The sequence below is a fragment of the Roseovarius sp. W115 genome (genome assembly GCF_032842945.2).
Lineage (GTDB): Bacteria > Pseudomonadota > Alphaproteobacteria > Rhodobacterales > Rhodobacteraceae > Roseovarius > Roseovarius rhodophyticola.
The window spans coordinates 1,964,230-1,978,696 of sequence record NZ_CP146606.1 but is presented as its reverse complement, the minus strand read 5'-3'; the positions used below and the strand labels follow the sequence as shown (position 1 = coordinate 1,978,696).

The 14,467-nt window shown below is 55.8% G+C and carries 17 protein-coding genes; 7 read left to right on the top strand and 10 right to left on the bottom strand.

The features are described 5' to 3' along the window. Positions 1-3: 3 nt before the first annotated feature. Together RZS32_RS09975 and fnrL are read right to left on the bottom strand one after the other, a co-directional pair. Positions 4-495, bottom strand: coding sequence for a hypothetical protein (locus RZS32_RS09975; RefSeq protein WP_339106607.1), 492 nt, complete (start codon positions 493-495; stop codon positions 4-6). Positions 496-596: 101 nt separating this feature from the next. Continuing rightward, positions 597-1,343 (bottom strand): transcriptional regulator FnrL, encoded by a 747-nt coding sequence (gene fnrL / locus RZS32_RS09970; protein WP_317056832.1) that lies wholly within the window; start codon positions 1,341-1,343, stop codon positions 597-599. Positions 1,344-1,412: 69 nt separating this feature from the next. Between fnrL and hemN the strand changes: the two genes are divergently transcribed. Continuing rightward, complete coding sequence (hemN, locus tag RZS32_RS09965; protein WP_317056831.1) at positions 1,413-2,768, top strand: oxygen-independent coproporphyrinogen III oxidase; 1,356 nt, start codon at positions 1,413-1,415, stop codon at positions 2,766-2,768. A gap of 5 nt (positions 2,769-2,773) precedes the next feature. On the opposite strand, the gene RZS32_RS09960 is transcribed toward hemN, so the two are convergent. The 6 genes from RZS32_RS09960 to greA all read right to left on the bottom strand — a co-directional run bounded on the left by RZS32_RS09960 (position 2,774) and on the right by greA (position 6,538). Continuing rightward, a complete protein-coding gene (locus RZS32_RS09960; RefSeq protein ID WP_317056830.1) occupies positions 2,774-3,187 on the bottom strand; it encodes a GNAT family N-acetyltransferase in 414 nt (137 codons plus the stop codon). Continuing rightward, the gene (gene tsaB / locus RZS32_RS09955; RefSeq protein ID WP_317056829.1) at positions 3,177-3,842 is read right to left on the bottom strand and encodes a tRNA (adenosine(37)-N6)-threonylcarbamoyltransferase complex dimerization subunit type 1 TsaB; all 666 of its coding nucleotides are present in this window, start codon (positions 3,840-3,842) and stop codon (positions 3,177-3,179) included. The genes RZS32_RS09960 and tsaB overlap by 11 nt, the downstream gene beginning before the upstream one ends. Before the next feature lie 5 nt (positions 3,843-3,847). Next, positions 3,848-4,408: a NifU family protein gene (locus tag RZS32_RS09950; RefSeq protein ID WP_317056828.1), complete on the bottom strand. Its 561-nt coding sequence runs from the start codon at positions 4,406-4,408 to the stop codon at positions 3,848-3,850. Between the two features lie 86 nt (positions 4,409-4,494). Next, a complete protein-coding gene (locus tag RZS32_RS09945; RefSeq protein WP_317056827.1) occupies positions 4,495-4,950 on the bottom strand; it encodes a universal stress protein in 456 nt (151 codons plus the stop codon). A 91-nt stretch (positions 4,951-5,041) separates the two neighbouring features. Next, positions 5,042-6,055, bottom strand: a complete 1,014-nt coding sequence (locus tag RZS32_RS09940) for a hypothetical protein (protein WP_317056826.1) — start codon at positions 6,053-6,055, stop codon at positions 5,042-5,044. A gap of 12 nt (positions 6,056-6,067) precedes the next feature. After that, entirely contained in the window at positions 6,068-6,538 is a 471-nt protein-coding gene (gene greA / locus RZS32_RS09935; RefSeq protein ID WP_317056825.1) for a transcription elongation factor GreA, read from the bottom strand. A 290-nt stretch (positions 6,539-6,828) separates the two neighbouring features. On the opposite strand from greA, the gene RZS32_RS09930 reads away from it, so the two are divergent. The 3 genes from RZS32_RS09930 to RZS32_RS09920 all read left to right on the top strand — a co-directional run bounded on the left by RZS32_RS09930 (position 6,829) and on the right by RZS32_RS09920 (position 11,118). Further along, positions 6,829-8,478 (top strand): electron transfer flavoprotein-ubiquinone oxidoreductase, encoded by a 1,650-nt coding sequence (locus tag RZS32_RS09930; protein WP_317056823.1) that lies wholly within the window; start codon positions 6,829-6,831, stop codon positions 8,476-8,478. A gap of 119 nt (positions 8,479-8,597) precedes the next feature. Continuing rightward, the gene (locus RZS32_RS09925; RefSeq protein WP_317056822.1) at positions 8,598-10,304 is read left to right on the top strand and encodes a tetratricopeptide repeat protein; all 1,707 of its coding nucleotides are present in this window, start codon (positions 8,598-8,600) and stop codon (positions 10,302-10,304) included. After that, positions 10,282-11,118 (top strand): 4-(cytidine 5'-diphospho)-2-C-methyl-D-erythritol kinase, encoded by an 837-nt coding sequence (locus tag RZS32_RS09920; RefSeq protein WP_339106606.1) that lies wholly within the window; start codon positions 10,282-10,284, stop codon positions 11,116-11,118. The genes RZS32_RS09925 and RZS32_RS09920 overlap by 23 nt, the downstream gene beginning before the upstream one ends. Here RZS32_RS09920 and RZS32_RS09915 read toward each other — a convergent pair. Then, positions 11,111-12,112 (bottom strand): polyprenyl synthetase family protein, encoded by a 1,002-nt coding sequence (locus RZS32_RS09915; RefSeq protein ID WP_317056820.1) that lies wholly within the window; start codon positions 12,110-12,112, stop codon positions 11,111-11,113. The genes RZS32_RS09920 and RZS32_RS09915 overlap by 8 nt on opposite strands. Before the next feature lie 56 nt (positions 12,113-12,168). Here RZS32_RS09915 and RZS32_RS09910 point away from each other — a divergent pair, with 56 nt between their 5' ends. From RZS32_RS09910 to RZS32_RS09900, 3 genes are all read left to right on the top strand, one after another. Continuing rightward, positions 12,169-12,390 carry a DUF2007 domain-containing protein gene (locus tag RZS32_RS09910; RefSeq protein ID WP_317056819.1) on the top strand — a complete coding sequence of 74 codons (222 nt, stop codon included), beginning with the start codon at positions 12,169-12,171 and terminating at the stop codon, positions 12,388-12,390. Continuing rightward, entirely contained in the window at positions 12,377-13,147 is a 771-nt protein-coding gene (locus RZS32_RS09905) for a tRNA1(Val) (adenine(37)-N6)-methyltransferase (protein ID WP_317056818.1), read from the top strand. Before RZS32_RS09910 ends, RZS32_RS09905 begins: the two co-directional genes overlap by 14 nt. A 116-nt stretch (positions 13,148-13,263) precedes the next feature. Beyond that, positions 13,264-13,428, top strand: coding sequence for a YdcH family protein (locus tag RZS32_RS09900; protein ID WP_317056817.1), 165 nt, complete (start codon positions 13,264-13,266; stop codon positions 13,426-13,428). A gap of 41 nt (positions 13,429-13,469) precedes the next feature. Here the strand turns inward: RZS32_RS09900 and RZS32_RS09895 are convergent, their stop codons facing one another. Continuing rightward, positions 13,470-14,408: a transcriptional regulator GcvA gene (locus RZS32_RS09895; protein ID WP_317056816.1), complete on the bottom strand. Its 939-nt coding sequence runs from the start codon at positions 14,406-14,408 to the stop codon at positions 13,470-13,472. Between the last annotated feature and the right edge of the window lie 59 nt (positions 14,409-14,467).

The window sequence follows — 14,467 nt, the reverse complement described above, 5'->3', positions numbered from 1 at the left end:
CTTCTACTGGGCCAGCCTTTCGAAGGACGGACGCAATTCTGAGGCTTGGCGCACACCTTGCAAGGTTTCGACCAAATTGCCCTCGCCGTCAAACAACAACAGGGTCACATGCGGCACGCCAAAGCGCCCGGCAAATGATTGTCCTTCTTGGGTTTTGATATCTGCCACAAGATATTGCAACTCGTCTTGGCCAAATCCCTTGAGGGCTTGGCGCGTCTGACTTTGCAATGCGTTGCAGATCGGACATTGCGGGTCATGGACCTGCACAACTGTAGGCACTCCCTGGCCCAAACGCGTCAAATCGCGTTCGGCCACTTTGGCCCGAACCGAACGCGCCCCGAACAAGGTTGCGCCACCCAGAACAACAATGCCACCGCCAATCCACGCCATCTTATTGAGAAATCTACGCCTGTCCGGAGCCGCAGGCATTTGCTGCGCGCTAGATTTGTTCTTCTTGGATTTGGCAGGCTGACCGCGTTTGGCCTTCTTTTTCACAATATTTATTCCGGCATTTACAAATCGACTATGGGGTTCGAATAGCACACAGTGGCGCAATCAGAGTGCTTATCCCATTCACATTGTTGTGAAAAAGCAGCCTAGCTCAACATGCCGCCGTCGCTGTCATCCCCGGCTTCATCCAGTAACCGATCGAAATCAGGCACGTTTACCAATCGCTTACCCTGCAATTCGATGACACCGTCCTTCTTGAGGGCCGAAATCTGACGGCTCACTGTCTCAAGCGTTAAGCCGAGGTAATCCGCCATCGCTTCACGGGTCAAAGGCAGCTCAAAGGACATTGCTCCACCTGCTTGTCCTAAATTGAGCGTGGCATTGCGGCGCGCTAAAATCGACAGGAAAGACGCGATTTTTTCGCGCGCGGTTTTGCGACCGAGCAGAAGCATCCATTCACGCGCCGCATCCAACTCATCCAGTGTCATTTCGAGAAGTCGTTGCGCTATATGCGGTGTTTTTGCGATCATGTCTTCGAAAGGTCCCTTGCGAAAACAGCACATGACCATGTCGGACACTGCAACCACATCATAGGCGGCTGTCTCTCGACCAGGGCGACCAACAAAATCGCTGGGCAAAAGAAGCCCCACCATCTGCGTGCGCCCGTCCTCCATGGTTTGCGTCAGAGTGGCAATGCCCGTCACAACCGAGCCAACGAAGTCCATCTGATCCCCGGCCCAGATAACGGTGCGACCCGCTTCAAAGCTTCGGTAATACTTGATCTGGTCAAGTTTCTCCAATTCGTCCGCTTCGCAGCGGGCGCACACGGCCCGGTGGCGAATAGGACAATCCCCACAATCCCGCGGCGCGGGGTTTTTCAGGTCGTTAAGCATACGCCTCCAAAGCCTCGAGCTTGATCGAGATCAAAGTTAAAACAAACACCCTGACTTAGCTTATCCCATATGATTGAGAAAAAACAACTGGCACGGCTCGGCTTGTTCGACGCCAAATTGCCGCGGTACACAAGCTATCCGACCTCTCCGCACTTCTCGGAAGATGTGCAGGATGGCCATTTCCGCACGTGGATCGAGACACTGCCCAAAGGCAGCGCCATCTCGCTTTACCTGCACATCCCATTCTGTCGTCGGCTCTGCTGGTTCTGTGCCTGCCGCACACAGGGCACGCAGAACGATGCCCCGGTCATTGCCTATCTCAAAGTTCTGAAAGCCGAACTCGATCTGCTGAAAGAGGCCCTGCCGGAAGGCATCTCTTTGTCGCGCCTGCATTGGGGAGGTGGAACGCCCACCCTGTTATCCGCACCAATGATGACCGAACTGGCCGGCAAAATTCGCGAGACAATTCCTTTTGGTTCAGACACGGAATTCTCTGTCGAAATCGACCCCAATGAGATTGACGAGGCGCGCCTTGATGCCTTGGCCGCCGCCGGTATGAATCGCGCGTCCATTGGCGTGCAGGATTTTGACCCAATCATCCAACAAACCATTGGCAGGCTGCAAAGCTATGAGATCACGCGCGACACTGTCGAAGCCATACGCGCGCGTGGCATCAAAAGCCTGAACACCGATATTCTTTACGGTCTTCCGCATCAGAATCGCAAACGCATCACCGAGAGCGTGCAGAAACTCTTGTCGCTCTCGCCTGATCGTGTCGCACTCTACGGCTATGCACATGTGCCCTGGATGGCCAAGCGGCAGCAATTGATCCCATCTGATGCCATGCCGACACCCGAAGAGCGGCTTGAGCTTTTCGAAACTGCCCGCAGGCTCTTTGCCTGGGACGGATACCAGGAAATAGGCATAGACCATTTCGCAGCACCCGAAGACGGCCTAAGCACGGCCAAAGCCGACGGTCGCCTGCGCCGCAACTTCCAGGGCTACACGGACGACACGGCTGAAGCGTTGGTTGGGCTTGGAGCTTCGGCAATTTCTAGGTTCCCCCAAGGTTACGCACAAAACGCCTCTGCGACCGGCGCCTACACCAAAGCGATCCGGGCAGGCAATTTCGCAACAAGCCGTGGACATTGCTTTAAGGGCGAAGATCTTATGCGTGCGCGTCTGATCGAGGCTGTCATGTGTGATTTCCACATTTCGACCGACGAAATCTGCGCCAACTTTGATGTCTCACGCAAGCGCGTCCAAGATATGTTCAAAAAAACCTCAGATGAGTTTGAAGGCATATTGGATGTGCGAGGTGACGGGCTCTTTGTGCCTCCTGAGGCACGGTCTCTGACGCGCATGATCGCGCGCAGCTTTGATGCCTATGATCTAAGCCGTGCAGGACACAGCACCGCCATCTAGGGTTATCAGCACAAACACTTTTCCATGACAATCGCGTCCACGCGACCGTTTGGCGTGCCATAATACGCTTTGCGACGACCAATCTCGGCGTAGTGCGCCTTTTGGTAGAGCTGTATCGCCGCAATATTGTCGGACGCTACCTCCAGGAAAATCCGCAGCGCGCCGCTCTCTTTGGCATCTAGCTCAAGCCGCTGGAGCCGGTCATGTGCCAGACCTTGGCGGCGGCATCGTGGATCGCAGACAAGCGTCAAAAGCTCAGCCTCATCTGCCACTACGCGTCCCAGCGCAAAGGCGTCATTGTCCCCGACAAGCAATATTTTGTCATTTTGCAAAAGATCAAAAAACTCGCCGACACTCCACGCCCGGCCCTGCCCTTCAAATGCGCGTTGGTGCAAGGCCGCCAGGTCCTCAGGTGCCATGATCCAGCATCACAGGCGCTGTATCTCGCGATGGCGCAGCATCGGGAGGTTTGAGGTAAAGAGGAGTGGCTCGCGCTGTCTCAGATTGCCAACGCTGTGCCGCAATCCGCGCCACGGCAGACCCTGGTGCATATTTGGCTAGCGCGGCATCGACGCGCAGAGTCGCAGCTAAAGCCACGGCGCCAGTTCCAACGCACTTAAGACCCGGTTCAGCCCAGTCCGCAGGAACATCCACGAGCGCAATCATTTGCTTTGCAATATTGGCATGGGTGCCAAACCCGGCAACATAAACATGCTCGCGCGGCGCGGTAAGGCTGCTGATCATTGGGCCCTCTGCCCCCAAAGCCAGCGCGTCCAGCAAATCGACGCCCACCGCAGGCACGCCAAGCGACAATGCGAGCCCACGCGCGGCAGCAACAGAGATACGTATACCCGTAAAATTCCCTGGCCCAACACCCACACCAATCGCAGAAAGATCGCTCCAAGTCGCGCCACCGCGTTCAAGACACCCCTCCAAAACAGGAAGAAGCGCTTCAGCCTGACCTTTCGGCATGTCCTCGTAGAAATCAGCCAGAACTTCGTCGCCCTGCAAAAGCAAAGCTCCGCACCAAGGCCCTGATGTGTCAAAGCCCAGAATCACCGGCTGTTCATTCATGGATATCAAAGACCGACGGGGCGCACCTCGGTCACTTCAGGAATGTAGTGCCGCAGCAGGTTCTCAATCCCCATTTTCAGGGTGATTGTTGACGATGGGCACCCTGCACATGCCCCTTGCATATGCAAATACACAACGCCACGCTCAAACCCGTGAAACGTGATGTCACCACCATCTTGTGCCACTGCCGGGCGCACGCGCGTATCCAGAAGCTCCTTGATCTGACCCACGATCTCGGCATCTTCGCCATCATGATCCGCGTGACCCGAGGCAGCCGCCTCACCGATGATCACAGGTTGGCCCGACTGGAAATGCTCCATAATCGCACCGAGAATGGCAGGTTTCACATGGTCCCACTCGACATCTTCGGCTTTGGTCACGGTCACAAAATCATTACCCAGAAAGACGCCTGTGACGCCCTCAACTCCAAACACGCGCGCCGCCAGAGGTGATTTCTCGGCAGCCTCTTGGTTCGGAAAATCAGCGGTTCCAGCCTCAAGCACAGCTTGGCCTGGCAGGAATTTCAACGTTGCGGGATTGGGGGTTGATTCAGTCTGAATAAACATAGGTCCGGCCTTTCGCTGGGGTTATTCAGGATATGAGCAGCTACACCCGCAGAGTCAAGGTTTGGAACGATTCTAAATTGGAAATCTCAGGTGATCGTTTCCAACCGTTCCTTGCTCAGGTCACCCGGAACAATCGTCACCGGGATCGGCAAGTTGCCCGAGTTCTTCGTCAGATAAGAAACCAGCGGCCCAGGGCCTTTCTTGTCTGTCCCTGCCCCAAGAACCAAAACACCAATTTCCGGATCAGCCTGCACTTGCGACAAGATTTCAGTCATCGGGTCGCCCTCTCGGATCACCAGTTCCGGGTCAATCCCTTGTTTGTCGCGCATCCATTTCGCAAAAACTTCGAAATGCGCATGGATCCTTTCCCGCGCCTCTTCGCGCATGATGTCACCCACACCAATCCAGTGATTGAACTCTTCTGGTGGAATCACAGCCAAAATTTCGACCCCTGCTCCAGTATGCGCGGCCCGCAATGCGGCAAAGCGCATGGCGTTGAGGCACTCGCGGCTGTCATCCAGCACTACCAAGAATTTCCGCATTACTGTCGTCTCCCTGTCCAGGGGTCATATTGAACTGATCCACATGATCGGGCAACCGAATGATGAATGAGATCTCTAAATAACTGTTGTATCAGTCAAAAGTACCAGCCACACGGCCCAAAAGCATAAAGGCCCGCGCCGTTCGTGTATCCGATAGCTCGGCAATTTCGGCATCCGTTGCGGTTTCTGTAAACTCACAGATTGTGCGATCGAACAGGCGCAAGAAATGATGCGCTGAATCCCGGAAAATAGTGTCCTGCTTCATCCGAGCTGCTGCCAGAGCAAGCGACGACCGATCCCGAATGCCACCCAAGGGCGCAATCGCACGTCCCCGTTCCCCAGCTCCAAAGCGGCGCCAGATCTCGGTGCGTGCCATATCCGGTCGCAGATCATCCATGTAAATACCATCTTGTGACAACAGCGTCAGAACGTCCTGCGACGCCTGCACAAGCTTGGAGGTCTTGCGATTCTTCAACGCCCGTCGCAAGGCAGCGAAACCTGCTTTATCCTCTGCATCTTCAGGAAAGTTCATCGCTTTGATGAAATCATCAGTGGCTAGCGGCGGCTCGATATCTTCGGCAGAAGTGCCTAATGGCAATGCCACCTGGCCTTCTGTGGTTGCTTCGGGCTCGGGTTTTGGTTTGGGTGCCGGCGAGGGCTGGCGCGTTGAAGTAAACGTCGCCAACACAGTCTCAGCCTTTCGCTGAGACGCTGCAATCTCATCAAGCTTGCGCGCCACAGAAGGTTGCGTGACCACACTACTGGATTGATTTTGCGCCACATAAGCCTGACGGATTGCATCAATCGCAGTCTGTAGCCGCTGACTTTCCTCGCGCATCAGTTTGTTCGACCGGGCCGCAGTCGCCGCAACCCATATCATCGCGACGGGCAAAAATATCCCCAAGAGCAAGAACAACAGGTGCATGCCACCGCCGCCTTGCGGCGGGGTACTCAGCGGTTCGAGCAGGAAAAAGAACACCGCCGTGCCCAGCAGCCACACAATCGTCAAAGCTAGCGCAATCACCTCGATAGATGTGATGCGCTCGGTCTGTGGACGATTGTAAATACCCAATGGGGTCGTCGATGTGTCCTGCTGTTCAGACATGGTCAAACTTTTCTAAAGATACGAAATCTTCAGCACTTCATATGATTTTTCGCCGCCCGGTGTGCGCACTTCTACGCTGTCACCTTCTTCCTTGCCAATCAAAGCCCGTGCAATCGGCGATTTTATGTTCAAAAGACCCTTTTCGATATTGGCCTCGTATTCGCCAACAATCTGATAGGTTTTTTCCTCATCAGTATCTTCATCGACCAAAGTCACGGTGGCCCCAAACTTTATCGTTCCCGAAAGCTTGGTTGGGTCAATTACGTCTGCCAGGCTTATCGCGCCTTCCAATTCCTTGATGCGACCCTCAATAAAGGACTGCTTTTCCTTTGCAGAATGGTACTCAGCATTCTCCGATAAATCGCCATGCTCACGTGCCTCTGAAATCGCCTGAATGATCGCAGGGCGTTCCTCGGACTTGAGATGTTTCAACTCTGCCTCCAAAGCCGCGAATCCGGCCTGAGTCATCGGGATCTTTTCCATTTATCTTGTGCCCCTCGTGGCAACGTGGGCGGCCCTGGCCACCCCAATCAGCATCGTGAACAATGCGCGACAGAATGACCCGACCTTCATTCCGAATGCAATAGGACATAGCAAGCAGACCTACATTTCATTGGCCGCTTGGAAGAAATCCGCGTGCCATGGTCGAAAACTGGCGCATTTCGACGGTTTTAACGTCGTGTTCCAATTGACCTCTGACAACGCGGCACGCTAACCAGATGCGACCTTTTTAGCGGCCCTATTGGGGGCTGCTCTGACATGGAGTGGGAAAAATGGCGCAAGTCGAACGGGAAGCCATGGAATACGACGTTGTGATCGTCGGCGCGGGACCAGCAGGCCTAAGCGCTGCGATCCGCCTCAAACAACTCGACCCGAACCGCGAGGTCGTGGTTTTGGAAAAAGGCTCGGAAGTGGGCGCGCATATCCTGTCGGGTGCGGTACTTGATCCATGCGGCCTTGATGCGCTCATCCCTGATTGGAGAGAAAAAGGCGCGCCCCTCAATACGCCGGTCAAAGAAGACAACTTCTTCATGCTGGGTGAAGCAGGCAAGATGCGCATTCCCAACTTCCCTATGCCGCCTCTGATGAACAATCACGGCAACTACATCGTGTCCATGGGCAATGTCTGCCGCTGGATGGCTGAACAGGCCGAAGCGATGGGCATCGAGATTTTCCCCGGCATGGCTTGCTCAGAAATCGTCTATGGCGAAAATGGCGAGGTCAAAGGCGTCGTCGCGGGTGAATTTGGCAAAGAGGCCGATGGCACTCCGGGTCCAAGCTATGAGCCGGGAATGGAGCTGCACGGCAAATACGTTTTCCTGTCCGAGGGCGTGCGTGGCTCGCTTTCGAAAGAGGTCATTGCCAAATACGACCTGGCCAAGGGCAAAGAGCCGCAGAAATTTGGCCTCGGCATGAAAGAGATCTGGGAAATCGACCCGGACAAGCACAAAGAAGGCTCTGTCACCCATACAATGGGGTGGCCTCTGGGAAAGAATGCCGGCGGCGGGTCTTTCATCTACCATCTTGAAAATAATCAGGTTTACGTAGGTTTCGTGGTTCACCTAAACTACAAAAACCCACATCTTTTCCCCTACATGGAATTCCAGCGCTTCAAGCATCACCCAATGGTGGCTGACCTGCTCAAAGGCGGCAAACGCGTGGCTTACGGCGCGCGCGCAATCAGCGAAGGCGGGTATCAGTCGATGCCCAAGATGGTTGCGCCCGGCGTGGCGCTCCTGGGCTGTTCGGTGGGCATGGTCAACGTGCCGCGCATCAAGGGCAACCACAACGCCATGCTCTCTGGCAAAGCCGCGGCAGAGGCCGCACACACCGCTTTGGAGGCAGGCCGCGCCAGCGATGAGTTGTCAGCCTATGAAACCGAAGTGCGCGAAGGGGCCATCGGCAAGGATCTCAAGAAGGTCCGGAACGTCAAACCCCTCTGGTCCAAATACGGTCTTACCGCATCACTCACCTTGGGCGGCTTGGACATGTGGACCAACACGCTGGGCTTTTCCGTCTTCGGCACCATCGGTCACGGCAAATCTGATGCGGACGCCACCGAGCCAGCCGCCAATCACAAACCCATCGACTATCCCAAACCCGATGGCACGCTCAGCTTTGATCGCCTGACCAATGTCAGCTTTTCAATGACGAACCACGAGGAAAGCCAGCCTGCGCATCTGCAGCTCAAAGACGGCGCAGTACCAATTTCCGTAAATCTGCCCAAATATGCGGAACCGGCGCAACGCTACTGCCCCGCAGGGGTTTACGAAGTTGTTGAGGAAGAGGGCAAAGACCCGCGCTTTGTCATAAACTTCCAAAACTGCGTCCATTGCAAAACCTGTGACATCAAAGACCCCAGCCAAAATATCAACTGGGTCACCCCACAGGGCGGAGACGGGCCGAATTACCCGAATATGTGACAGTTCGCAGAAAAATTATCGTTTCAGGGGCGGCGAAATGGCCGCCCTCATTGCCTTGGCGCACAGCAAACACTACCTTTCACGCCAACAAAGAGCATCACAGGCAGGGAGCCCACACCGTGAGAGTGCTGACCGCAGGCGCGCTGGCCGCGTTTATTCAAGCTTTTGCCGTCCCCGTGCAGGCATCTGAGGATGTCGGCGCCTATTTGGCCGCACGCCAGGCGATCGTTAACCACGACTTCGACACGGCAGCGCAGTATTTCACCCAAGCCTTGACCAAAGACACCTCTAATCCTGCCATCATGGAAAGCACCGTCTTTTCATTCATGGCTCTGGGCAACATCGAAAGCGCCGTTCCGGTTGCCAAACGTATCGATGAGGAAGGTCTGCGCAGCCAGGTCGCTTTCATCGCGCTCATCGCTGATGCTGTCAAAAACGAACGCTATGATGAGGTGCTTGAACGCATCGAGACACAACGCGGTGTCAGCGCTCTGGCTGATGGCCTGATCGCTGCCTGGGTTGAAATGGGCCGTGGTGACATGGCGTCAGCTTTAGCAAGGTTCGATGACGTGGCGGGTCAACGCGGCCTGCGCAGCTTTGCGAACTACCACAAAGCATTGGCGCTCGCTGCTGTCGGCGATTTCGAAAGCGCTGAGCAAATCTTCTCCGGCGGTGAAGACGAGCCGCTACAGCGTACGCGACGTGGCACCATTGCCTGGGCCGAAGTCCTCAGCCAGCTAGAGCGAAACGATGAGGCGATCGCCCTCCTAGATGAAGCGTTTGGCGGCAATCTTGACCCACAAATCGCAGCTCTGCGTGCTGAGCTTGAAACCGGCCTTCCGGTTCCCTTTAGCCTTGTCTCCGGGGCTCAAGACGGGGTGGCTGAGGTTTTCTATTCGCTTGGACAAATTCTTTTAAGCGAGGCGGGTCGGGACTACACCTTGCTTTATGCCCGCACGGCGCAGTTCCTGAATAACGATCACGTCGACTCCGTCCTTATGGCTGCCGAACTCTTGGAAGATCTGGAACGCTATCAATTGGCAACCGAAGTGTACAAGAGCGTGCCTCGGGATCACCCCTCATTCACTGCCGCCGAAATGGGACGTGCGGAGTCCCTGCGTCGGGCTGAGAAATCAGATGCCGCAATCGAAGTTCTGGAACAGCTTCGCGTTTCGCATCCTGAGCTGCCCCTTGTGCATGTGTCCTCAGGTGATCTCTACCGTCAGAACGAGCGTTACGACGACGCCGTTGCCGCCTATGACGAAGCGATCTCGCTTTATGACGGCCGTGGCACTGAACAGTGGTTCGTCTACTACGCGCGCGCCATAAGCCACGAACGTTTGGGAGTTTGGGAGAAAGCCGAGGCCGATTTCCGCAAAGCCCTCGAACTAAACCCTGATCATCCGCAGGTCCTCAACTATCTCGGCTACTCGCTGGTCGAAAAGCAGATCAAGTTGGACGAGGCACTCAGCATGATTGAGCGCGCTGTTGAACGTCAGCCTGACAGCGGTTTCATTGTCGATAGCCTCGGCTGGGTTCTCTACCGCCTGGGAAACTATGACGAAGCCATCATACACATGGAGCGCGCCGCCGAGCTGATGCCGGTTGATCCGGTGGTCAACGACCACTTGGGTGACGTGCTCTGGGCAGTGGGCCGTCATACCGAGGCCGAGTTCCAATGGAAGCGTGCGCTCTCATTTGTGGATGAAGAAAACCCGTCGCCCGACATCGACCCTGATCGCATCCGTCGCAAGCTTGAGGTTGGTCTCGACGTCGTGCTCGAAGAAGAAGGCGCACCCCCACTTGAAGTCGCCGATGACGGTTGAGGCCTTCGCGCCTGCCAAGATCAACCTGACACTGCACGTCACAGGCCGCCGTGACGATGGCTATCACCTGCTCGACTCGCTTGTCATGTTCGCCGATGTGGGGGATCGTCTGCGCATCACACCGGCCCCCAAGACGATACTACGCGTCAGCGGCCCGCTCTCACAGGGTGTGCCCACCGATGACAGCAACCTCGTGATCCGAGCCGCCAATCTGATCGGGGCCACCGCAGAGATCGAGCTTGAAAAACACCTGCCCAACGCCGCTGGCATCGGGGGTGGGTCGTCCGATGCTGGCACGATCCTGCGTGTTCTAAGGAACATAACCGGCACACCGGTGCAAGACAACGGCCTGTCACTCGGAGCCGATGTTCCCGTCTGTATGCATGCCAAGGCAGCACGAATGCGGGGGATCGGGGAACACATAATCCCGTTGGATCACTTGCCGACGCTCGAAGCACTGCTGGTGAACCCCATGGTCGCCGTGCCCACCGGCCCGGTATTTAGAATTCTCGAAACGCCGAACAATCCACCTATGCCGGATACCATTCCAGCCGACCTTGATGCACCCGCATTTGCCGATTGGCTTGGACAGATGCGCAACGATCTCGAGGTTCCGGCCATTACTGTGGAGCCCGCCGTGACGGCCACACTGAACGCACTGAACGCGACCCAAGATTGTTTGCTTTCTCGGATGTCGGGCTCAGGCGCCACATGTTTCGGGCTTTATCCTGATGCCACGACGGCCAAAAACGCCGCTGCGCGGCTTCAGTCAAACTATCCGAATTGGTGGATCCGCTCGACCCGGCTCAGTTGATCCGCGCAACCACGTAATCCGCCAGATCACTTAGCATATCACGCACAGGGTGTTCTGGTAGCGTCAGGATCGCATCGCGCGCCTTCCCGGACCATCCAAGCGCATCTTGACGCGTTGCCTCCAAGGTTCCGTGATGGTGCAACAAACGCAGCGCCTCTTCCAGATCACCGTCTCGCTGATCGCCCTTCTCAATCGTCCGTTCCCAGAATGCACGCTCCGTCTCAGACGCCGCCGCCACAGCCTTGATCACCGGAAGAGTCAGTTTCCGTTCGCGGAAATCATCACCCACATTTTTCCCCGTCGCCTTGGCATCGCCCTGATAATCCAAAAGATCATCCACAATCTGAAAGGCTATGCCCAGCGCATCACCATAATCAAAAAGCGCCTTGATATGCGCCTCGTCAACCTCGGCAATCACACCGCCCACTTCAGTTGCCGCAGAAAAGAGTGCCGCCGTCTTGCCGCGCACGACCTGCAGGTAAATTGCCTCATCGGTGCGCAAATCCCGCGCCGCGCTCAGCTGTAGAACCTCGCCTTCGGCAATCGTCGCTGCCGCGTTGGACAGAATATCCAGCACTCGGAGCGATCCAGTCTCGACCATTAACTGGAAAGACCGCGCAAAAAGATAGTCCCCGACCAAAACGCTGGATTTGTTGTCCCACAGTAAATTTGCCGTGGGTCGTCCGCGCCGCTGCGCACTTTCATCGACCACATCGTCATGCAGCAAGGTCGCGGTGTGAATGAATTCAACCGTGGCCGCCAGATGCACATCATATGCGCCGCCATACCCACACAGATCCGCAGTCGCCAACGTCAGCATCGGGCGTAGCCGCTTGCCGCCTGCTTCAACCAAGTGTGCCGTGACCTCGGGAATACGCGGTGCATGACGTGACGCCATGCGCTCACGGATCAGAGTATTCACATCACCTAGTTTTCCTGACAGATGATCAGCCAGCGCTTCATGCGGCTTGGTCGCAATATGATCCAATCCCATGTTACTCCCATCGCCCGGCTCGACATCACAGCGAGCAGCCCTTACATCCCCAGAACATGAAACACCTGCTCAGCACCACCGATCCGACGATCATTGCCTTTGCCAAAGCTCTGCTTCAAGGCGAGGATATAAACTGCTTTGAAATGGACGTAAACATGAGCGTCCTGGAAGGTGGTATCGGAATTTTCCCGCGGCGCTTGATGGTTGCCGATGGCGACTACACCCTCGCGCGCCGCACGCTACTCGACAACGGCATAGAGCTTGATGACCCAAAGTGAGTCCGACGCAGACCTCAGCCGAGATGCATTTCTGGGCGGTGGGCTTCAAATTCTGCAACCTCACCAAGGGTACCGCGCCGGGATAGATCCCGTGCTTCTGGCCGCCAGTGTCCCGGCACAACCCGGTGACAGCATTCTTGACCTTGGATGTGGGGCAGGTGTCGCAGGGTTGTGCCTGGCGCGCCGCGTACCTGGGATCGCTCTGACCGGCCTTGAATTGCAGGCGCAATATGCTGAACTCGCAACGCAGAACGCGGCGGAAAATGGCATCGACATGACCGTGATCTTGGGTGACATCGCCGCTCCACCGACCGAAATCAAGGACAAACAGTTCAGCCATGTCATTGCCAACCCGCCCTACTTTGATCAGGCAAGGCGCACCGCTGCTGACGATATAGGCCGTGAGGTCGCTCTGGCAGGCTCCGCGCCCTTATCCGATTGGGTCGCCACTGCAGCCAAACGTACCTGCCCCAAGGGCACTGTTACCTTTATTAACCGAACCGAACGCCTGCCAGACCTGCTAAGCGCCTTTCGAACGCACTTGGGCAGTCTGGAAGCTCTACCTCTGGCCCCGCGTTCGGGGCGGGCAGCCAAGCTGATCCTTTTGCGCGGTCGCAAAAATGGAAACGCTGAGTTTCGACTTCATCAACCGTGGATATTGCACGAAGGTGACAAACATTTGGCTGACGCGGAAAACTACACTCAAGCAACAGTTTGTATTTTGCGCGATGCCGGTGCGCTAAACTTTCCAGCTTAAAATTCACGCTTTGTTAAGATGTTCCAGCAAATCACTATGCGCGCGCAGCGTGACAGGAATCATCTTTTGTGATGCACTCAGATTCGCGCTTACAGAAAATGAGAGGAGAGGCATTTATGTCTTTGAATTCGCATGTCGACGAGCTGAAAAGAAAACATCAGAATCTCTCGGAACAGGTAGAAGCCGCACAGCGTGCCCCAGGTTCCAACGACTTTGAAATCGCGGATATGAAGAAACAAAAGCTTCGACTTAAAGAGGAAATTGAGAGGCTTTCGTCCTAGACCTCGAACTCACCTTCAGAAACTGAACATAGCCCTGGGGTTTACTCCGAGGGTAGTGGTAGAATTTTCATCTGATCCGAACTGGGTCGCCCTTTGTCTATCTCGGCAAGCATCCAATCCCGAAACGCTTTTATCTGAGGTTTGTCTTCTGACCCTTTGCGGCACAGAAACCGAAAGCGCGCGCCGGTACTGAGGGCCACTTTGTAAGGGGCCACCAAACGGCCATCCATCAGGTCCTTGATCACCAGTGCCCGCCGCCCAAGGGTCACGCCAACCCCAGCCAGCGCCGCATCCACCGCATGGTCGGTCTGTGAAAACCGTGGGCCATGCGCCTCTATCGGATCCACGCCAACACTGCGAAACCAGTTGGCCCATGTGGGTGACGGATCAAGAAAATCAATGCTCTGATCCACAATCAGAACCGCATCTCTCAAACTCTCAGGTGTGGGGAATTGTGTCGCGAGCGTCGGCGTCATAACCGGCGTCACCCATTCTTCGGCCAAGGGCAAGGACCACACATCCGTATCCGGCCCATAGCCAAACCGAATAGCCACGTCGACCTGGTCTCGGTCAAAATCCATGGCCTTGAGCGACGCAGCAAACCGTAACTCGATTTCGGGATGCGCCTGTGCAAACTCGAAAAGACGTGGTGCCAACCACTTAGAAGTAAACCCCGGCCCCGCCGTCACCGTCAGGCTGGACACGTCCTGCAACCGTCGCGTCGCCGTCCAGGCTGCCACGAGTGATGTGAACCCGTCCCGACACCCAGGTGCCAGTGTTTCTCCTGCTTCCGTCAGCGCGACCGCCCGATTGAGCCGGCGGAACAACGGCGCCCCCAGATGCTGTTCCAGCGACTTGATTTGGAACGACAGCGCTGCAGGCGTCACACTCAATTCATCCGCGGCTTTTTGAAAAGACATATGTCGCGCGGCAGCATCAAAGGCGCGCAACGCGGTCAAAGGAGGCAATCGATCACTCATGTCAGTTAAATAATACTTAACTGAAGCAATGAAAAGTCTCGTTTGTAAGCTTCATTTCG